General features: G+C 70.8%; 17 protein-coding genes, 1 rRNA gene and 1 riboswitch. Of the genes, 14 read left to right on the top strand and 4 right to left on the bottom strand.

Annotated features, from left to right (window positions below; translation table 11 throughout):
* From rrf to SCWH03_RS05140, 11 genes are all read left to right on the top strand, one after another.
* Positions 1-108, top strand: a 5S ribosomal RNA gene (rrf, locus tag SCWH03_RS05190); the annotation flags it as partial.
* Positions 109-273: 165 nt separating this feature from the next.
* Complete coding sequence (gene clsA / locus SCWH03_RS05185; RefSeq protein ID WP_173262589.1) at positions 274-882, top strand: cardiolipin synthase ClsA; 609 nt, start codon at positions 274-276, stop codon at positions 880-882.
* A gap of 116 nt (positions 883-998) precedes the next feature.
* Positions 999-3,503, top strand: coding sequence for a mannose-1-phosphate guanyltransferase (locus SCWH03_RS05180; protein ID WP_173262448.1), 2,505 nt, complete (start codon positions 999-1,001; stop codon positions 3,501-3,503).
* Positions 3,504-3,615: 112 nt separating this feature from the next.
* Positions 3,616-4,539 (top strand): DUF881 domain-containing protein, encoded by a 924-nt coding sequence (locus SCWH03_RS05175; protein ID WP_173262445.1) that lies wholly within the window; start codon positions 3,616-3,618, stop codon positions 4,537-4,539.
* Positions 4,536-4,868: a small basic family protein gene (locus SCWH03_RS05170; RefSeq protein WP_017948521.1), complete on the top strand. Its 333-nt coding sequence runs from the start codon at positions 4,536-4,538 to the stop codon at positions 4,866-4,868. The genes SCWH03_RS05175 and SCWH03_RS05170 overlap by 4 nt, the downstream gene beginning before the upstream one ends.
* 5 nt (positions 4,869-4,873) lie before the next feature.
* Positions 4,874-5,992: a DUF881 domain-containing protein gene (locus tag SCWH03_RS05165; RefSeq protein ID WP_371872610.1), complete on the top strand. Its 1,119-nt coding sequence runs from the start codon at positions 4,874-4,876 to the stop codon at positions 5,990-5,992.
* An 82-nt stretch (positions 5,993-6,074) separates the two neighbouring features.
* Positions 6,075-7,007, top strand: coding sequence for an FHA domain-containing protein (locus SCWH03_RS05160; protein ID WP_216854718.1), 933 nt, complete (start codon positions 6,075-6,077; stop codon positions 7,005-7,007).
* A 13-nt stretch (positions 7,008-7,020) separates the two neighbouring features.
* Positions 7,021-7,782: a transcriptional regulator FtsR gene (gene ftsR / locus SCWH03_RS05155; RefSeq protein WP_173262439.1), complete on the top strand. Its 762-nt coding sequence runs from the start codon at positions 7,021-7,023 to the stop codon at positions 7,780-7,782.
* A 74-nt stretch (positions 7,783-7,856) separates the two neighbouring features.
* Complete coding sequence (locus tag SCWH03_RS05150; RefSeq protein ID WP_026281837.1) at positions 7,857-8,330, top strand: bifunctional nuclease family protein; 474 nt, start codon at positions 7,857-7,859, stop codon at positions 8,328-8,330.
* A 244-nt stretch (positions 8,331-8,574) separates the two neighbouring features.
* Complete coding sequence (locus SCWH03_RS05145; protein ID WP_173262436.1) at positions 8,575-9,174, top strand: MerR family transcriptional regulator; 600 nt, start codon at positions 8,575-8,577, stop codon at positions 9,172-9,174.
* A gap of 64 nt (positions 9,175-9,238) precedes the next feature.
* Positions 9,239-10,621, top strand: a complete 1,383-nt coding sequence (locus SCWH03_RS05140) for a DNA polymerase IV (protein ID WP_173262433.1) — start codon at positions 9,239-9,241, stop codon at positions 10,619-10,621.
* Here SCWH03_RS05140 and SCWH03_RS05135 read toward each other — a convergent pair.
* Positions 10,609-11,040 (bottom strand): PRC-barrel domain-containing protein, encoded by a 432-nt coding sequence (locus SCWH03_RS05135; RefSeq protein WP_173262430.1) that lies wholly within the window; start codon positions 11,038-11,040, stop codon positions 10,609-10,611. The genes SCWH03_RS05140 and SCWH03_RS05135 overlap by 13 nt on opposite strands.
* A 131-nt stretch (positions 11,041-11,171) precedes the next feature.
* Positions 11,172-11,267, top strand: a riboswitch (glycine riboswitch).
* Positions 11,268-11,445: 178 nt separating this feature from the next.
* Between SCWH03_RS05135 and gcvP the strand changes: the two genes are divergently transcribed.
* Positions 11,446-14,331 carry an aminomethyl-transferring glycine dehydrogenase gene (gene gcvP, locus SCWH03_RS05130; protein WP_173262427.1) on the top strand — a complete coding sequence of 962 codons (2,886 nt, stop codon included), beginning with the start codon at positions 11,446-11,448 and terminating at the stop codon, positions 14,329-14,331.
* 268 nt (positions 14,332-14,599) lie between these two features.
* On the opposite strand, the gene SCWH03_RS05125 is transcribed toward gcvP, so the two are convergent.
* Together SCWH03_RS05125 and SCWH03_RS05120 are read right to left on the bottom strand one after the other, a co-directional pair.
* Positions 14,600-14,797: a DUF5999 family protein gene (locus SCWH03_RS05125; protein WP_173262424.1), complete on the bottom strand. Its 198-nt coding sequence runs from the start codon at positions 14,795-14,797 to the stop codon at positions 14,600-14,602.
* A 295-nt stretch (positions 14,798-15,092) separates the two neighbouring features.
* Positions 15,093-15,683 (bottom strand): hypothetical protein, encoded by a 591-nt coding sequence (locus SCWH03_RS05120; RefSeq protein WP_173262421.1) that lies wholly within the window; start codon positions 15,681-15,683, stop codon positions 15,093-15,095.
* A 487-nt stretch (positions 15,684-16,170) separates the two neighbouring features.
* Here SCWH03_RS05120 and SCWH03_RS05115 point away from each other — a divergent pair, with 487 nt between their 5' ends.
* On the top strand, positions 16,171-17,673 hold the full coding sequence (locus tag SCWH03_RS05115; RefSeq protein WP_173262418.1) for a glutamate-cysteine ligase family protein: 1,503 nt from the start codon (positions 16,171-16,173) through the stop codon (positions 17,671-17,673).
* Between the two features lie 85 nt (positions 17,674-17,758).
* Entirely contained in the window at positions 17,759-18,562 is an 804-nt protein-coding gene (locus SCWH03_RS05110) for a CPBP family intramembrane glutamic endopeptidase (RefSeq protein ID WP_173262415.1), read from the top strand.
* Between the two features lie 153 nt (positions 18,563-18,715).
* Here SCWH03_RS05110 and SCWH03_RS05105 read toward each other — a convergent pair whose 3' ends face one another.
* Positions 18,716-19,534: a PhzF family phenazine biosynthesis protein gene (locus tag SCWH03_RS05105; RefSeq protein WP_173262412.1), complete on the bottom strand. Its 819-nt coding sequence runs from the start codon at positions 19,532-19,534 to the stop codon at positions 18,716-18,718.
* Positions 19,535-19,703 lie beyond the last annotated feature (169 nt).

The following is a 19,703-nucleotide window of genomic DNA, read 5'->3' as shown; positions in this document are numbered from 1 at the left end:
CATAGCGTGAGGGAAACGCCCGGTTACATTCCGAACCCGGAAGCTAAGCCTTTCAGCGCCGATGGTACTGCAGGGGGGACCCTGTGGGAGAGTAGGACACCGCCGAACGATTGTTGTGGGGAAGCCCCGGGCCTTACGGCCCGGGGCTTTTCCGCGTTCCGGCCGGATTACCGGACATGGCGGACGATCGACCGTTACCCCTGCGTACACGGCCCTTCCCGCTGAAGGTAGGGTCAGGGGGCATCGTTGGTACGTTCGGCAGGAGGCCCCCGGGTGGAGGTCCAGGAGACCCGTGTTCAGACCGACCGGGTACTCACCGTCCCCAACATCCTCAGCATGGCTCGCCTGCTCGGAGTCCCGCTGTTCCTGTGGCTGATCCTCCTGCCCGAGTTCGGCGGACCGAGGGCCGACGGCTGGGCGCTTCTCGTGCTCGCGCTGAGCGGCGTCAGCGACTATCTGGACGGGAAGCTCGCCCGACGGTGGAACCAGATCAGCAGCCTTGGCCGGATCCTCGACCCCGCTGCGGACCGTCTCTACATCCTTTCCACCCTCGTGGGCCTGACCTGGCGGGGCATCCTGCCCCTTTGGTTGACCGTGGTACTTCTGGCCCGGGATCTGATGCTGCTCGTGATGGTGGGAATCCTGCGCCGGCACGGCTATCCGCCTCCCCAGGTGAACTTTCTGGGCAAGGCGGCTACCTTCAACTTGATGTATGCGTTCCCGCTCCTGCTGCTCAGCGACGGAGACGGGTGGCTCGCGTCACTCGCCAAAGTTTTCGGATGGGCGTTCGCAGGGTGGGGTACAACCCTGTACTGGTGGGCAGGGATCCTCTATGTGGTCCAGGTCCGCCGACTCGTCAAAGCTGACGCCGTGGCCGATTGAGCCGTAAGCACACAGCCGTGCAGAGTCCCACCGGTCCGCATGAGAACTGGAGAGGGGCCTGCCCGGACGGGTGAAGTCGGCTGGACCGTCGTCTCTTCAAGGAGGACGCTTCCGACATGAAGGCCGTCGTGATGGCTGGTGGCGAAGGAACCCGGCTTCGCCCCATGACCTCGAGCATGCCCAAGCCACTGCTGCCGGTGGTCAACAGGCCGATCATGGAGCATGTGCTGCGCCTGCTCAAGCGGCACGGGCTTACTGAGACGGTCGTGACCGTCCAGTTCCTCGCCTCCCTCGTCAAGAACTACTTCGGCGACGGGGAAGAGCTGGGGATGGAGCTCACCTACGCGCACGAGGAGAAGCCGCTCGGGACCGCGGGCAGCGTGAAGAACGCGGAAGAGGCGCTGAAGGACGATGCGTTTCTCGTCATTTCCGGAGACGCGCTCACCGACTTCGACCTGTCGGACCTTGTCAGGTTCCACAAGGAGAAGGGCGCGCTCGTCACCGTGTGCCTGACCCGGGTGCCGAACCCCCTCGAATTCGGCATCACGATCGTGGACGAACAGGGAAAGGTCGAGCGGTTCCTGGAGAAGCCCACCTGGGGCCAGGTGTTCTCGGACACCGTGAACACCGGCATCTATGTGATGGAGCCCGAGGTCTTCGACTACGTCGAGGCCGATGTCCCCGTCGACTGGTCCGGTGACGTGTTCCCGCAGCTGATGAAGGAAGGCAAGCCGATCTACGGCTATGTCGCCGAGGGCTACTGGGAGGATGTCGGCACACACGAGAGCTATGTGAAGGCCCAGGCCGACGTTCTCGAGGGCAAGGTCGACGTGGAGATCGACGGCTTCGAGATCTCGCCCGGTGTCTGGGTCGCCGAGGGCGCGGAGGTCCATCCGGACGCTGTGCTGAGAGGCCCCCTCTATGTGGGCGACTACGCCAAGGTCGAAGCGGACGCTGAGCTCCGCGAGCACACCGTGGTCGGGTCCAACGTGGTCGTGAAGTCGGGTGCGTTCCTGCACCGGGCCGTCGTCCACGACAACGTCTACGTCGGCCCGCACAGCAATCTGCGCGGCTGCGTGGTCGGCAAGAACACCGACATCATGCGCGCCGTGCGGATCGAGGACGGCGCCGTCATCGGTGACGAGTGCCTGATCGGCGAGGAGTCCATCGTCCAGGGCAATGTGCGGATCTACCCGTTCAAGACGATCGAGGCCGGGGCCTTCGTCAACACCTCGGTGATCTGGGAGTCGCGCGGTCAGGCGCATCTCTTCGGGGCCCGCGGCGTCTCGGGAATCCTCAATGTCGAGATCACGCCGGAACTGGCCGTCAGACTCGCGGGGGCCTACGCCACCACCCTCAAGAAGGGAGCGACGGTCACCACGGCCCGTGACCACTCCAGGGGCGCACGTGCCCTGAAGCGAGCGGTGATCTCCGCACTCCAGGCCAGTGCCATCGACGTCCGGGACCTGGAGAACGTGCCCCTCCCGGTCGCTCGGCAGCAGACGGCACGAGGCAGCGCCGGCGGCATCATGATCCGGACCTCTCCCGGTGTGCCCGACTCGGTCGACATCATGTTCCTCGACGAACGGGGCGCCGACCTGTCGCAGGGCGGCCAGCGCAAGCTCGACCGCGTGTACGCGCGCCAGGAGTACCGGCGTGCCTTCCCCGGAGAGGTCGGAGACCTCTCCTTCCCGGCGAGCATCTACGACTCGTACACGGGCTCGCTGCTGCGCAACGTCGACACCAGCGGGATCGCCGAGGCCGGGCTCAAGGTCGTCATCGACGCGTCGAACGGCAGCGCCGGTCTCGTGCTGCCGAGCCTGCTCGGCAGACTGGGCGTGGACGCGCTGACGATCAACCCCGGGCTCGACGAGTCGCGGCCGACCGAGACGGTCGAGCAGCGCCGCCAGGGGCTGGTGCGACTCGGCGAGATCGTGGCGTCCGCACGTGCCGCCTTCGGCGTGCGTTTCGACCCCGTCGGCGAACGGCTGTCCTTCGTCGACGAGCGCGGCCGGATCGTGGAGGACGACCGGGCGCTCCTCGTCATGCTCGACCTGGTGGCCGCGGAACGACGCAGCGGCAAGGTGGCGCTGCCGGTGACGACGACCCGGATCGCCGAGCAGGTCGCCGCCTACCACGGTACCCAGGTGGAGTGGACGACCACGTCCCCCGACGATCTCACCCGGGTGTGCCGCGAGGAGCCGACCATCTTCGGCGGCGACGGCCGCGGTGGTTTCATCGTCCCGGAGTTCAGCAGCGTCTTCGACGGACCGGCGGCGTTCGTCAGGCTCCTCGGGCTGGTGGCGCGCACCCAGCTCACGCTCAGTCAGATCGACGCCCGCATTCCGAGGGCCCATGTGCTCCGCCAGGACATCGCGACGCCATGGGCGGTCAAGGGCCTGGTGATGCGCCGGGTCGTCGAGGCCGCCGGCGACCGCTCCGTGGACACCACCGACGGTGTCCGCGTGGTGGAGGCGGACGGCCGCTGGGTGCTGGTGCTGCCCGACCCGTCCGAGGCCGTCACCCATCTGTGGGCCGAGGGCCCCGACGACGCATCCGCCCAGGCACTCCTCGGTGAGTGGTCCGTGGTCGTGGAAGGCGCAGGTGACACGGCCACGTAGGGAAGGCGCGGGTGAACTGACCGCGGTGTGCCGGGAAGTGGGACGGTGCGCTTCCCGGCACAGCCGTGGGGCCATTCGGCGGTAGCGGTCGCGACGTGCGACGATGTGCGGCATGCCGCAGCAGCCCCCCGATCCCAGGACCGCCGCGCCGCCGCGTCCCGACGCGTCCATGTCGCTGCTGAACGACGTCATGGACCACAGTCTCGACGACGGCTACGCGCAGGCGGCTGCGCGCAGGGCGACGAAGGGCGGGCCGCCGCCCCAGACTTTGCGCGCCAAGCTGTGGCTCGCGGCCGGGCTGGTGCTGGCGGCTCTGGTGGTCACTCTCGGAGCGGCTCAGGCGCGGATATCGGCACCCGTCGTGGCGAAGGAACGTGATGAGCTGATCGACCGTATCGAGGCCGAGACCGCGGCAGCCGACGAGTTGGAGCGAACCGTCGACCGGCTTCGCGGGGAAGTCGGCGAACGGCAGCGCAGGGCGCTCCAGCACCAGGGAGGGGACCGGGAACCACTCGTGGCCCTGCTCTCCGGTGCGACCGAGGTGACCGGGCCGGGGATCAAGCTCGTCGTCGACGACGCGAAGGGCAGCGAGGCCGGCGGCGGGGGTCCGCGGGAGAGCGGAGGCTTCTCCGACACCGGCCGGGTCCGCGACCGGGACATGCAGCGCGTCGTCAACGGACTGTGGGAGTCCGGTGCGGAGGCCGTCGCGATCAACGGGCAGCGGCTGACTGCCCTGTCCGCGATCAGGGCCGCCGGTGACGCCATACTCGTCGACAACAAGCCGCTGGTGCCGCCGTACACGGTACTCGCCATCGGGGACGGCAAGAGGCTGAGCACCGCCTTCCAGGACAGCGCGGACGGCCAGTACCTCCATGCGCTGCAGGAGAACTTCGGGGTTCGGAGCAGTGTCTCCTCCCAGGCGGAGGTGCGTCTGCCGGCCGCACCGAGCCTGATCGTACGAACCGCACAGCCGAGGACCGCCGGTGGCACCGGTCAGGGCACGGCAGAAACAGGGAAGAGGAAGGGCACATTGTGATCGCCGTACTGGGCCTGGTCTTGGGAGTCGTGGCGGGACTGCTGCTCCGCCCCGAGGTACCGGCCGTGGTCGAGCCCTACCTCCCGATCGCCGTCGTCGCGGCCCTCGACGCGGTGTTCGGCGGTCTGCGGGCCATGCTCGACGGGATCTTCGTCGACAAGGTCTTCGTCGTCTCGTTTCTGTCGAACGTCGTCGTGGCCGCTCTGATCGTCTTCCTCGGCGACAAGCTGGGCGTCGGTGCACAGCTGTCCACGGGAGTGGTGGTCGTCCTCGGCATCCGGATCTTCTCCAACGCGGCCGCGATCCGCCGCCATGTGTTCCGGGCGTGAGGCCGATGAGCGACGACAGGACCCCGCGTGAATCGCCCGGCTCCCAGGACGGGGTGCCGGGGACGGCTGACGACCGGACACCGGACGTGACGCCGCCCCGGCGGCCGCACGAGTCGCTGCCCGCGGTGCACGCCGCCGGCCCGGGGGCCCCGCCGCCCGGGCCGGGCAGGCTGACCGCCCCGGCCCAGGCGCCGCCCGTCGGGCCGGCGAAGGGCGGTGCGCGGCCCAAGGCACCGGGAACCGACGGGCGGGAACGCGCGGAGGGAACTCCACGGGCCGGGGCGGCTCAGCGGGCTGAAGGGGCCGGGGCGGCGGCGAAGGAGCCGGACTCCGGCGACGGGCGAGGCAGGGAGGCATCCGCCGAGGAGGCGCCCCCGGTGGACCGGCCCCGCGGCGAGCCGCAGCTGACGGGGCGGCAGCGACTGGCGGCCGGCCTTTGGCCGCCCCGCTTCTCGCGTGCCCAACTCGTGGTGGCCCTGCTGCTCTTCGTCCTGGGGCTCGGCCTGGCGATCCAGGTCCGGTCGACGAGCGACAGCAGCGCCCTGCGCGGCGCACGCCAGGAGGACCTCGTGCGAATCCTCGATGAACTGGACGACCGCACCAAGCGTCTGGAGGACGAGAGGCAGCGGCTCGAGGAGCAGCGGACCGAGCTGGAGACCAGTTCGGACCAGGCCGAGGAGGCGCGCAGGCAGACGCAGGAGAAGGAGCGGCAGCTGGGTATCCTCGCCGGTACCGTGGCTGCGCAGGGCCCGGGCATCACGCTGAGCATCGGCGACGGGGCCGGGGCGGTCGAGTCGGACATGCTGCTCGACGCGATCCAGGAGCTCCGTGCCGCGGGGGCCGAGGCCATCCAGGTCAACGGGGTGAGGGTCGTCGCAGACTCCTACTTCTCCGACGGCGGAGGCTCTATCCAGGTGGACGGCAGGAAGATCGGTGCCCCTTACCGGTTCAAGGTCATCGGCAGGCCGCAGGACCTCGAGCCTGCGCTGAACATTCCCGGGGGCGTGGTGCAGACCCTGGAGAAGGAGCAGGCCACCGTCACGGTGACCAGCTCTGAGAAGATCGTCGTGGATGCCTTGCGACCCGTGGAGGGGCCTGACTACGCTCGGTCGTCCTCCCGGTGAGCCGTTGCCGTGCTGGGGAAGCCGGAGATGGACAAGGGGTTGCGGGGGGTCGGCGCATCGTGGGAGTGCTACGTGGTGGAAACTGTCCGGAGGCTACGGACGTTGTGAGGATGTCCGGGTCGGCAGGTTTTTTCGTTCAGGGTTCCTGCCCCACGGGCGGGTCTGTTTCGGTCAAGGGGAATCGCCCGTGAAGTTGTTTGGGAAGTTGTTCGGCAAGAGCGCACGCGAGGAGGGCGGCGCCGCCCGTCACCGCGCACCGCGCCACGGCCAGGAGACGGAGCAGAGCGGCGAGCGCCCGCTCTTCCGGGATGAGGTCGCCGACGGTGACATTCCCGGCGGTCAGGGCGCGTCTGCTGTTGACCCTGCCGGTCCCGGGCGCATAGGTTTCGGGGAATCGTCAACCTCGAGTACGGGTGGAGGGTTTACGCCCGACCCGTATGCATCCCATGCCCCCGCGGGGCAGCCGCGGCAGGAGGACCCGTCCATGCCGGTGTGTGCGCGATGCGGCAACCGCAATGCCGAGACCAGCCGCTTCTGCTCCCACTGCGGCGCGCCGCTGCGGTCCGGAGGTCCGGCGGAGCGTGCTTCGGAGACGACCTCGACGATCTCCATCTCGGGAATCGAGGCCTACGAGGCGGAGGCCACGGGGCAGACGCCCCTCCCCTCGCTCTCGTCGGAGGCCCAGGCGGCCGTCGAAGCCCTCCCGCTGGGCTCGGCCCTGCTCGTGGTGCGGCGCGGGCCCAACGCGGGAAGCCGCTTCCTCCTGGACAGTGAACTGACGACGGCGGGCCGCCACCCGCAGAGCGATATCTTCCTCGACGACTTCACCGTCTCGCGCCGTCATGTGGAGTTCCGCAGAGCGGCCGACGGCAGCTTCACCGTCACGGACGTCGGCAGCCTCAACGGCACATACGTCAACCGCGAGCCGATCGACTCGGTCGTTCTGGCGAACGGTGACGAAGTTCAGATCGGCAAGTACCGGCTGGTCTTCTACGCGAACCAGCGGGGCATCTGACTCAGGGGCGTCCATGCGGCGAACTCCGGCGGACGGTGCCGGCCACGGCACCGCCGGTGGTGACAGGCTGGTCAGCATCGGCTCGGTGCTGAACCAGTTGCGGGAGGAGTTTCCCGAGGTCACCATTTCCAAGATCCGGTTCCTGGAGGCCGAGGGGCTCGTCGAGCCGCGGCGCACACCGTCCGGCTACCGAAAGTTCAGCCCCGGGGACGTCGAGCGGCTCGCGCAGGTCCTCCGTATGCAGCGGGACCACTACCTGCCGCTGAAGATCATCCGGGAGCACCTCGACGCCCTGGCGCGCGGGGAGCGGCCCCCGCTCCCGTCCCAGGGGCCTTCGAGTCCGCACCGGGGCGGACCGGTGGGAGCCTCCGGTGGGGCGGGCGAGTATCTCCCCGAGGGGCCCACGGCGGCGCGCGTCGGACGGGCGGAGCTGCTGGCGGCCGCGGAAGTGACCGAGGAGAGGCTCGGGGAGTGGGAGGCCTACGGCCTGATCACCCCCTCGGCGGACTCCTGCTACGAGGCCGAGTCGGTGACGGTGGCCAGACTGATCGCCGACCTGGGCAGATTCGGTCTGGAGCCGAGGCATCTGCGCGCGATGAAGGCTGCCGCCGACCGTGACGCCGGTCTGGTCGAACAAGTGGTCGCACCGCTGCGCAGGCACCGCAATCCGCAGACCAGAGCGCATGCCGAGGCGACCGCGAGGGAGCTGGCGGAGCTCTCCGTCCGGCTGCACTCCGCGCTGGTGCAATCCGCGCTGGGGGTGCGTCTGCCCTGACGGCGGGGTGGATCGGTCCGATCTCGGCCGAACCCGACTACCCAAACCTGCCGGGCACGTCCTAGGGTTGCTGTGTGAACGAGCTCGACGTTGTGGGTGTCCGGGTGGAAATGCCCTCCAACCAGCCGATCGTGCTCCTGCGTGAAGTGGGAGGCGATCGGTATCTCCCCATCTGGATCGGACCGGGTGAGGCGACCGCGATCGCCTTTGCTCAGCAGGGGATGGCGCCGGCCAGGCCGCTGACCCATGACCTGTTCAAGGACGTGCTGGAGGCCGTCGGGCAGGAGCTCACCGAGGTGCGGATCACGGATCTGCGGGAGGGGGTCTTCTACGCGGAGCTGGTCTTCGCCAGCGGTGTGGAGGTCAGCGCCAGGCCGTCCGACGCCATAGCGCTGGCGCTGCGCACCGGTACGCCGATCTACGGCAGCGACGGCGTGTTGGACGACGCCGGCATCGCGATCCCCGACGAGCAGGAGGACGAGGTCGAGAAGTTCCGCGAGTTCCTCGACCAGATCTCGCCTGAGGACTTCGGCTCCAGCAGTCAGTGATCCGCGAACGGCCGGTGAGCCGCGGCCCGGTGCGGCGGTCGGTCCGGACGCGTGATGCCGCATCCGGACCGCGAGCCCGGCCGGGACGGCGCCTCGCGGGATATTCGGCCAGCTTTTCCCCGAGAAGGGGCACGCGAAACCACTCTCAGGGTGATTATCACTCGGCGTGCCGAGTGTGGCGATCGTTGACGCGCCCCCGGCAACTGCCTACCGTCGAGAAAGCAGGTCAAGGACGGAGGTCGGCGTGAGAAGCAGCGGCGACGGTACGGCGGCGGGTTCTCACGGGCGCGGCCCCGCGGAGGGCCTGGCGTATGCGCTTCACGACGGTGCGCAACCCGACGCGACGCCCGAGACCGTGGGTTACCGGGGGCCCACCGCGTGCGCGGCGGCGGGTATCACCTACCGGCAGCTCGACTACTGGGCGCGGACCGGACTGGTCGAACCCAGTGTGCGGACCGCGCATGGATCGGGCTCCCAGCGCCTCTACAGCTTTCGGGACGTCGTCGTCCTCAAGATCGTCAAGCGCTTTCTGGACACGGGGGTCGCCCTGCAGAACATCCGGGCGACGGTGCGGCATCTGCGCGCCCGGGGCTTCGCGGACCTTGAGCGGATGACCCTGATGAGTGACGGTGCGACCGTGTACGAGTGCGCGTCGCCTGACGAGGTCGTGGATCTCCTCCAGGGCGGGCAGGGCGTGTTCGGGATCGCGGTCGGTGTGGTGTGGCGGGACGTCGAGACGGCGCTCTCGCAGCTGCACGGGGAGCGTGTCGACACCGGTGAGACGCTGATCGGCCACGACCCGGGCGACGAGCTGGCCAGGCGCCGCCGCGAACGCGCCGGCTGAACCTCCCCACCGGCTCGTACGCGCGTGCGGGCGATTGTCGGTGCGGTAGGGCAGCATCGATGCCGTGAGACCCGCGCCCACCCTTCTGCATCTGGACATGGATGCGTTCTTCGCCGCAGCGGAACAGGCGGCGAAACCGAGCCTGCGCGGAAAACCGGTCGTCGTCGGCGGTCTGGGGCCCCGCGGGGTGGTCGCCACCGCCTCCTACGAGGCGAGACGGTTCGGTGTGCACTCCGCGATGCCCATGGCGCAGGCGCGCCGGCTGTGCCCGAACGCCGCGTACCTGGTGCCGCGCTTCCCGCTCTACCGGACGGTCAGCGACCAGGTGATGGAGCTGCTGGGACTGCTCTCGCCGCTGGTGGAGCCGCTGAGCCTGGACGAGGCCTTCGTGGATCTGGAGGCGGGTGGGGCGGCCGACAACCCCCGCTCGGCCCGGGAGGCCGGTGAGCGGCTGCGCAGGGACATCCTGACAGCCACCGGACTGACGGCTTCGGTGGGACTGGCGGGCTCCAAGATGCTGGCGAAGATCGCCTCGGAGCAGGCCAAACCGGACGGGCTGGTGCTCATCGAGCCCGGCACCGAGCGGGAGCTGCTGGGGCCGATGCCGGTGCGGACGCTGCCCGGAGTGGGACCGGCGACGGGCGAGCATCTGCGGCGGGCGGGCATGACCACGGTGGCGGAACTGGCCGAGGCGGGCGAGGCCGAACTCGTCAGGCTGCTGGGCAGGGCGCACGGAGGTGCGGTCTTCCGGATGGCGATGGGCCGGGACGACCGCCCGGTGGTGGCCGAACGGGACGCCAAGTCCGTCTCGGTGGAGGACACCTTCGATGTGGACCTGCACGACCGGGTCCGCATCCGGATCGAGGTGGAGCGGCTGGCGGACCGCTGTGTGCGCCGGCTGCGCGCCTCCGGGCACTCGGGGCGGACGATCGTGCTGAAGGTGCGGCGATTCGACTTCTCGACGCTGACCAGGTCGGAGACGCTGCGCGGGCCCACCGACGACCCCGCGGTGGTGCGGGAGGCGGCGGCCCGGCTGCTGGAGGCGGTGGACACCACGGGCGGGGTGCGGCTGCTCGGCGTGGGGGTGAGCGGCCTGGCCGACTACACGCAGGAGGACCTCTTCGCGCAGGTCGCGGCGGGGGGCCGGCACGAGGAGCACCCGGAGGCCGGCGCGTCCCTGCGGCTGCGGTCCGCCGGGGAGCAGCCGCGGTCCGGGGGGATCCGGCGGCCGGCCGAGCGGCACTGGGCCGCCGGCCAGGACGTGCGGCATGCCGACCACGGGGCCGGCTGGGTCCAGGGAAGCGGGCTCGGGAGGGTCACCGTCCGCTTCGAGGAACCGTGGTCCCCCGTGCCGGGCCGGGTGCGGACGTTCGCCGTGGACGATCCGGCCCTGCAGCCTTCCGATCCGCTGCCGCTGCTGAGGCCGCCGGAGAATCAGTCGTCGTGACCCGCGAGCCGCCCGAGGCCCCGCTCCCCGGAGGGCCCGGTGCCCGATCCCGGGCCCTGAGCCTCGCCGTCGGGGGACGGTGGGGCGGTGGGCTGCTCGGGTGCTGACGGCAGGTCGAGGCCGTAGTGGTGGTAGAGCTGCAGTTCCTGCTCGGGCGAGAGGTGGCGGCCGACCCCGAAGTCGGGCGCATCCCTGATCAGCGTTCGTTCGAAGGGTATGTGCAGGCCGTCGTCCACCAGCTCGCTGGTCTCGAGCGGGACGAAGGCGTCCCGGCTGAACAGGCCGGTGCGCACGGCCGCCCATTCGGGGACGCCCGTCGCGTCGTCGAGGTACACCTCGTCCACGGTGCCGACCCTGGTGCCGTTGCGGTCGAACGCCTTGCGGCCGATCAGGCTGCGCGGATCGATGTCGCTCTGCACGGTCCCTCCAACAGGTCGCACGGGTTCGCTGAACACCGTGGGGTCGCTGAACACTACGAAAGGGCACATCCCGGGCGCCGTCCACTCGAAAGTCCCGGGTGAGGCCGCGCTGGTACGCTGGCAGCGGCCGCTGACCCCGTGCGGGAGAGTGCCCCGGTGAAAGCCGGAGCCGCCGAAGGAGCAAATCCTCCCCGGAATCTCTCAGGCCCCCGTACCGCGCGGATGAGGTCACTCTGGAAAGCAGGGCGGGCGTCCGGACGGCATCCGCTCTCACCGACGGTGAAAGCCGGCGCGCCCGCGGGCGCGCCGGTGAAGCTCTCAGGTTGAGATGACAGAGGGGGAGGCCGTCCGGGCACCCGCGCCGTGGTGCCCCTCGCAGGTCGTCACGACCAGGAGGCCTCCGCAATGACCGCCAACCGCATTCCGCTCTCCCGACTGGAGCGAGGCACCCCCTTCGAGCAGCGCCACATCGGGCCCGACACCGGAGCCCAGGCGAAGATGCTGGCGCAGGTCGGCTACGGCTCGCTGGACGAGCTGACCGCCGCCGCCGTGCCGGACGTGATCAAGAACGCCGAGGCCCTCGGGCTGCCCGGGGCGCGCACCGAGGCCGAGGTGCTCGCCGAGCTCCGCGGCCTCGCCGAACGCAACCGGGTGCTCGCCCCGATGATCGGCCTCGGCTACCACGGGACCTTCACCCCGCCGGTCATCCTGCGGAACGTGATGGAGAACCCGGCCTGGTACACCGCGTACACGCCGTACCAGCCGGAGATCTCGCAGGGCCGTCTGGAGGCGCTGCTCAACTTCCAGACCATGGTCGCCGACCTGACCGGGCTGCCCACGTCCGGCGCCTCGCTGCTCGACGAGGGCACAGCCGCCGCGGAGGCCATGGCGCTGTCCCGGCGCGTCGGCAAGGTCGGAAACGGCGTCTTCCTGGTGGACGCCGACGCGCTGCCGCAGACCATCGCCGTGATCGAGACCCGGGCCGAACCGGCCGGCGTCGAGGTGGTCGTGGCCGACCTCGCCGCCGGCATCCCCGCGGAGATCGCCGAGCGCGGAGTCTTCGGCGTCCTGCTCCAGTACCCGGGCGCCTCCGGTGCCGTCCGCGACATCAGGCCGGTCGTCGACCAGGCGCACGAGCTCGGCGCGATCGTCACCGTCGCCGCCGACCTGCTCGCGCTGACCCTGCTCACCCCGCCCGGCGAGCTCGGCGCGGACATCGCCGTCGGCACCACCCAGCGCTTCGGAGTCCCCATGGGCTTCGGCGGACCGCACGCCGGCTACATGGCCGTCCGGCAGAAGCACGCCCGCAGCCTGCCCGGCCGGCTCGTCGGGGTGTCCGTCGACGCCGACGGCGGGAAGGCGTACCGCCTCGCGCTGCAGACCCGCGAGCAGCACATCCGCCGCGAGAAGGCCACCAGCAACATCTGCACCGCCCAGGTGCTCCTCGCCGTCATGGCCGGGATGTACGCCGTCTACCACGGCCCCGAGGGCCTGCGCACGATCGCCCGCCGCACCCACCGCTACGCCGCGATCCTCGCCGAGGGGCTGCGCGCCGGTGGCATCGGGCTGGTGCACGGCACGTTCTTCGACACGCTGACCGCGCGTGTCCCGGGCAGGGCGGCCGGGGTCGTGGCCGCGGCCCGCGAAGGCGGCGTCAACCTGCGCCTCGTCGACGCCGACCATGTGTCGGTCTCCTGCGACGAGACCACCCTGCGGGCCCAGGTGTCCGCAGTCTGGGCGGCCTTCGGCGTCGAGGGCGACATCGAGGCACTCGACGCGGCGGTCGCGGACGCCCTGCCGGCTGCGCTGCTGCGCGAGGACGACTACCTCGCCCACCCGGTCTTCCACGCGCACCGCTCGGAGACGGCGATGCTCCGCTACCTGCGCCGGCTGGCCGACCGCGACTACGCCCTGGACCGGGGCATGATCCCGCTCGGCTCCTGCACGATGAAGCTCAACGCGACCACCGAGATGGAGCCGGTCACCTGGCCGGGGTTCGCCCAGATCCACCCCTTCGCGCCGGTGGAGCAGGCCGAGGGCTATCTGACCCTGATCCACGAGCTGGAGGAGCGCCTCGCCGAGGTCACCGGCTACGACAGGGTCTCCCTCCAGCCGAACGCCGGATCCCAGGGCGAACTGGCGGGTCTCCTCGCGGTCCGCGCCTACCACCGCGCCAACGGCGACGAGCAGCGCACCGTCTGCCTCATCCCGTCCTCCGCCCACGGCACCAACGCCGCCAGCGCGGTGATGGCCGGCATGAGGGTCGTCGTCGTGAAGACCGCCGACGACGGCGAGGTCGATGTCGAGGACCTGCGTGCCAAGATCGAGCGGCACCGCGGTGAGCTGGCCGTCCTCATGATCACCTACCCGTCGACGCACGGTGTGTTCGAGGAGCACGTCGCCGATATCTGCGCCCGGGTGCACGAGGCCGGCGGCCAGGTGTACGTCGACGGCGCCAACCTGAACGCCCTGGTCGGGCTGGCGAAGCCCGGTGAGTTCGGCGGCGATGTGTCGCACCTCAACCTGCACAAGACGTTCTGCATCCCGCACGGCGGCGGTGGTCCCGGCGTCGGCCCGGTGGCCGTCCGCGAGCACCTGGCGCCGTATCTGCCGAACCACCCGCTCCAGCCCACCGCCGGGCCCGGTACGGGTGTCGGTCCGGTCTCGGCAGCCCCGTGGGGCTCCGCCGGCATCCTGCCGATCTCGTGGGCGTACGTCAGGCTGATGGGCGGCGAGGGCCTGAAGCGCGCCACCCAGGTCGCGGTACTCGCGGCTAACTACATCGCCAGGCGCCTCGAGCCGCACTACCCGGTCCTGTACACCGGCCCGGCCGGCCTCGTCGCCCACGAGTGCATCGTCGACCTGCGGCCGCTGTCGAAGGCGACCGGTGTGAGCGTGGACGATGTCGCCAAGCGCCTCATCGACTACGGCTTCCATGCGCCGACGATGTCGTTCCCGGTGGCCGGCACGCTGATGATCGAGCCCACCGAGAGCGAGGACCTGACCGAGATCGACCGGTTCTGCGACGCGATGATCGCTATCCGCGCCGAGATCGAGAAGATCTCCTCGGGCGAGTGGCCCGCCGAGGACAACCCGCTGCGGAACGCCCCGCACACCGCGGCCGTGCTCGGCGGCGGCTGGGAGCACGCCTACAGCCGCGAGGAGGCCGTCTTCCCGGCCGGAGTTCAGGCGGCGGACAAGTACTGGCCGCCGGTGCGGCGGATCGACGGAGCCTTCGGCGACCGCAACCTGGTCTGCTCCTGCCCGCCGCTGGACGAGTACGAGGGCTGAGGAACTGCGGGGGAGCACCACCGTGGTTCCCCGCCAAGCCCGCGGGGCGTCTCAGGCAACGTCGCGAGCCGCCGCGACGGTCGGCACGGCGGGTGGGCGGCACCGGGCCGCACCACTGCCGCCCCTCGGCACGGCAGGGGAACGCGCGAGGGCCGGCTCGGCGGACTCGCCGAGCCGGCCCTCGCGGCCTGGGCGCAGAGGTGCGCGGGCGCGGGTCGGGAGCCTCAGCCGGACGGCCCCGGTGTCCGCGCCGGACAGACGGCGTGTCTCAGGCCGCCGTCACGATACGCACCGGCCGGTGCGGAGCGATGATCTGCCCGTCCGGGAGCAGTTCGCCCGTGTCCTCGAAGAGCACCACGCCGTTGCACAGCAGGCTCCAGCCCTGCTCCGGATGGTGTGCCGCGAGGCGGGCGGCCTCCCGGTCGGCGGAGTCTGCTGTCGGGCACGGTGGCTGGTGCTGGCACATGGGTGGGTTCTTTCGCTGCGATGTGGTGAGTGTCCTGCGGCTCGATGCGGTGCTCATGGCCGCCCCCCGTATCTGTTCGTCGTCGATCCCAGTGTTGCCCCACGGGTGTCGATTCCGCAGGGATTTCGCGGCAGCTCGTCCTACCGGTGAATGACGCATCACCCCGGTGGGCGGTTCGGTTCGACCGCACCATCCCTTCGGATGGTTCGCTCTGGCCGGAGCGGGCTAGTCCATTAGGGTCATGAACATGCCCCGTGACACGGCGCCACGGGGCATCGGCGTTCGGTGACTCGGCTCAGGCCGGGAACCCGAGCAGCGGGACGGGCGCGACCCTCGACGTCATGACCGGCAGCAGATCGGCGACCCGGTGCGGCCGGTGGGCGGCGATTCCCGGGGGTGCGGGAGCGAGCGGGACGAGCAGGTCGGCGGCCGCCGGTTCGCCCGTCGCCGGGTCCGTCTCGCGGCCACCGCGCAGCCAGAGCGTGAGCATGTACAGCTCGGGGACGGACAGCAGCCGCGGATGGTGGTCGCCGGGCAGTGCCTCGGCCTGTTGCAGGGCCAGTCCGGTCGACGTGATGTACGGGCCCTCGAAGAAGTGCGAGAAGGCCCAGCCGTCGGGGGTGAGCATGGTGTCCGCTGCGGCGACCGCGCGGTCGCCGCAGCGGATCAGAAACCGCCAGCCCGCCAGCCGGGTGCGCGGCCTGCGGTCGCCGTGCGGCACCACCTGGTCCAGGACGTGTACGGGAAGCGGGAGTTCGGCGGTCACCGGTCCCTGGGCGGATCGAAGGGAGGGGGTGCGGGCCTCGCGCACCGCGGAGGGGGAGCCGAGGGCCGCGAGGACGCTGCGCAGTGCGGGTGCGGGAGCCGGGGGGACATGCAGGGGCATGGTGGGTCGCCTCTCACTCAAGAGACAGGGTGATGCGGGGGAGGGTGCGGGCGGCTGCGTCGGCGTGGGCCCGAGCTGAGGGGGCTGGATTCTTCTGGCCGGGTGCCGACTTTCTGCCTCGTCCGCGTGAGTTTATACGACACACGTTCACTCGGCGTTTCCGCTAGCCGCCCCCTGTATTGTGGACAAGGCGGAATCCGGCCTTTTTCCCGCGGGATTCCGGGAGGGAATACCTGAAAATCATGCCGCCACCTGGCGTGTTACCCGGGGAGTGCACGGCCGAATCTCGTCGGAGATGTTCACCACCTAGACGGAACTGGTAAATGCGCACTGCGCCATGCCGATGGAATGTGCCGCGCCCGCGCCGCCCCAGACTACCGGTTCCCCGGTCCCGATACGGGACGTTACGGATCTCTTCATCTGGGCATCATCGTCCGTGACACGAGCAGCCCGGCCGCGGACTGCCCACTGGAGGAGGGACCCTTCGATGGGGGAGAAGGTCGTGGCAGGCGGATTCGACCTGTCCGATCGGCAAAGGTACCGGAGAAAGCTCCAGCAGTGCCTGGCGGGACTCGGGAGACTCCTGGCCGAGAAGAGGTTCGACCGCCCCCGGAATTTGGTGGGGCTGGAGATCGAACTGAACCTCGCGGGTTCCGACGGGCTGCCCCGGATGATGAACGCCGAGGTTCTCGACCGGATTGCCAGCCGTGATTTCCAGACCGAGCTGGGAATGTTCAACCTCGAGGTCAACATAGCGCCGCACAGGCTCGGAGGAAGGGTTCTCGACCAGCTTGCCGAGGAGCTGCGCACCGGCCTGGGATATGCCCATCGCAAAGCCGCCGAGGTCGACGCCGGGATCGTGATGATCGGAATCCTGCCGACCCTCGACGCCGGTGACCTGGTCTCCGCGAACCTGTCGGACGCCGACCGCTACGTCCTCCTGAACGACCAGATCGTCGCCGCCCGAGGCGAGGACTTCACCCTCGACATCGCAGGCGTCGAGCGCCTCAGCTGCACCTCGTCCTCGATCGCCCCGGAGGCCGCCTGCACGTCGGTGCAGCTGCACCTCCAGGTCACCCCGGGGAGGTTCGCCCGGGTGTGGAACGCGGCCCAGGCCGTGGCTGCGGTCCAGATCGCCGTCGGGGCGAACTCCCCGTTCCTCTTCGGCAAGGAGCTCTGGCGGGAGTCCAGGCCCCCGCTGTTCCAGCAGGCCACGGACACCCGGCCGCCGGAACTCCAGGCCCAGGGGGTGCGGCCCAGGACCTGGTTCGGCGAGCGATGGGTGGGCTCCGCCTACGAACTCTTCGAGGAGAACCTGCGCTACTTCCCGGCCCTGCTGCCGATCTGCGACGAGGAGGAACCGCTGCGGGTGCTCGACGGCGGAGGTGTGCCCCGGCTCCAGGAACTCGTCCTGCACAACGGCACGGTCTACCGCTGGAACCGGCCCGTCTACGGCCTCGCGGACGGGGTGCCCCATCTGCGCGTGGAGAACCGGGTGCTCCCCGCCGGCCCCACCGTCACCGACGTCGTGGCCAACGCGGCCTTCTACTACGGGCTCGTGCGGGCACTCGCGGAGGAGCCGCGGCCGCTGTGGACCAGGATGCCGTTCGAGACCGCCGCCGCGAACTTCGGGCACGCCTGCCGCCACGGCATCGAGGCCGAGCTGGAATGGCCCCGCCCCGGCCGGGGCGGCGTCCTGACCCGTGTTCCCGTGGTCAAGCTCGTACGGGACGAGCTGCTGCCGCTCGCCGCGGCCGGGCTGGAGTCGTGGAACGTGGCACCCGCGGACCGCGACTTCTACCTGGGTGTCATCGAGGGCCGCTGCCGGCGCCGGGTGAACGGCGCGTCATGGCAGGTCGACGCGTTCCACCGGGCCCTGGACGGCGGGCTCGACCGGCGGGCCGCCCTCGCCGCGGTCACCCGCCGCTACAGCGCCCTGATGCACGCGGACGAACCCGTGCACACCTGGCCGCCGGGGCCGGGGGACTGAGCGCCCCCTCACGGTCCCCGGTTTCGACCCCGGCCCCGCGGTCGGGCAAGCTGTGACGGCGGGGCCGAGGCGAACGGGAGGCAGTGTGCGGGCTGAGGCGGGACGGGTACCGGGACCGGTACCGGGAGAGGGGCTGCCGCGCGGGATCCTCAGGTCCGAGACCCTGATCGTCCTGGCGCTCTCCCTGGGCGCGAGCGCGGCGTCGTCGCTCATCAGCTTCACCGGGGCGCTGACGAAGCCCGGCGGCCTCGGGGAACAGGCCGCGAATCTCAACAGCTCCTACGCGCCGGGCCGGCCGTGGCTCGACCTGGCCTGGCAGCTGTTCGGGATCGCGACGGCGCTGGTGCCGGTCGTCCTCGTCGCCCATCTGCTGCTGAGGGAGGGCGCCTGCGGGCTGAGGGCCATCGGCTTCGACCGCACCAGGAAGTGGCCCGACCTGCGGCGCGGTGCGCTGCTGGCAGCCGGTATCGGCAGTACGGGACTTGCGTTCTACCTGCTGGTCAGGGCCATGGGGGCGAACCTCACGGTGGTCCCGGAGTCGCTTCCCGACGTCTGGTGGAAGTACCCGGTCCTCGTGCTCTCCGCCGTGCAGAACTCCGTGGTCGAGGAGGTCATCGTCGTCGGGTATCTGCTGCGCAGGCTGGACCAGTTGGGCTGGAGCCCGCTGGGCGCCCTCGCCGCCAGCTCGGTGCTCCGCGGCTCGTACCACCTCTACCAGGGGGTCGGCGGTTTCGTCGGCAACATGGTGATGGGCGTGGTCTTCGTGCTGCTGTACCGCCGCTGGGGCCGGGTGGGCCCCCTGGTGGCCGCCCACGCGTTTCTCGACATCGTCGCCTTCGTGGGCTACGGACTGCTGGCGGGGAGGGTGGGCTGGCTCCCCACCGCATGAGCCCGGCCCCCTGGGGCGCGGTTCGGCGGGCCCGGTCCGGTGAGCGGCGGTCCGGCGGGCGCCGAAGGCCTGCGGAATCCGCACCCCTCCCGCGCGGCCGGCGAGGCCCGGTGCCGCCCGGACCGGGCGGCACCGGGCCTCGCCGCGTTCCGGTCAGGGGCGGGCGAGCAGTTCGCCGTCGACGACCGTCACCGCTGCGCCGGTGAGCAGGACACGGTCGCCGCGCAGTGCCGTCCGCACCAGCCCGGACCGGCGTGAGGCCTGCAGCCCGGTCAGCTCCGGGCGCCCCAGCCGGGCTGACCAGAACGGTGCGAGGGCGGTGTGCGCGCTCCCGGTGACCGGATCCTCGTCGATGCCGACGTTCGGGAAGAAGCAGCGCGAGACGTAGTCGTACCCGCTGTCCGGGTCCGCCGCCGCCGTGGCGATGATCCCGCGCCGCGAGTGCGCGGCCAGGGCCCGGATGTCGGGCCGCAGCCCTCGCACGGCCGCCTCGTCGGCGAGTTCGACCAGGAGGTCGCCGACGTGCTCGGAGGTGTCCAGGGCCGAGAGCGGAGCGGCCCCGAGCGCCTCGGCGATGCCGCCGGGTGCGTCCACCTCGGCCAGGGACGACACCGGGAAGTCCAGTGTGATGGCGCCGTTCTGGTGCGCGCTCGCCCTCAGGATCCCGCAGCGGGCGGCGAACCGCACAGTGCCGCTCGCTGCTCCGGTGCTGTGCAGGACATGGGCCGTGGCGAGGGTCGCATGTCCGCACATGTCCACCTCGGCGGCCGGGGTGAACCAGCGCAGCGCCCAGTCCGCCTCGCCGCCCGCGGGCAGCGGGTGGGCGAAGGCAGTCTCCGACAGGTTCATCTCCGTCGCCACGTGCTGGAGCCAGCCGTCGTCGGGAAAGGCGCCGGTGCCGAGCAGCAGCACCGCCGCGGGATTGCCCCTGAAGGGACGGTCGGTGAAGGCGTCCACGATTCGAATCCGCATGCCGACGACCCTAGGCGCCGGCCGGGACCGCGGCCCCAGGGCCCTCGACCTGCTCGCCCGGCCGCCTGCGGCCGAAGACACCGTTTCCCACTGATCGACCAGCTCAGCCGCGTGAAGCGAAACGGGGAGGCTGAGGCAGGTGTCGAGTCTCGATCAACAGGGTGCCCAA

Origin of the sequence: Streptomyces pacificus (genome assembly GCF_011766325.1) — a bacterium.
Lineage (GTDB): Bacteria > Actinomycetota > Actinomycetes > Streptomycetales > Streptomycetaceae > Streptomyces > Streptomyces pacificus.
Note: the sequence above shows the minus strand (reverse complement) of the source record. Positions and strands in the feature narration are given on the sequence as shown.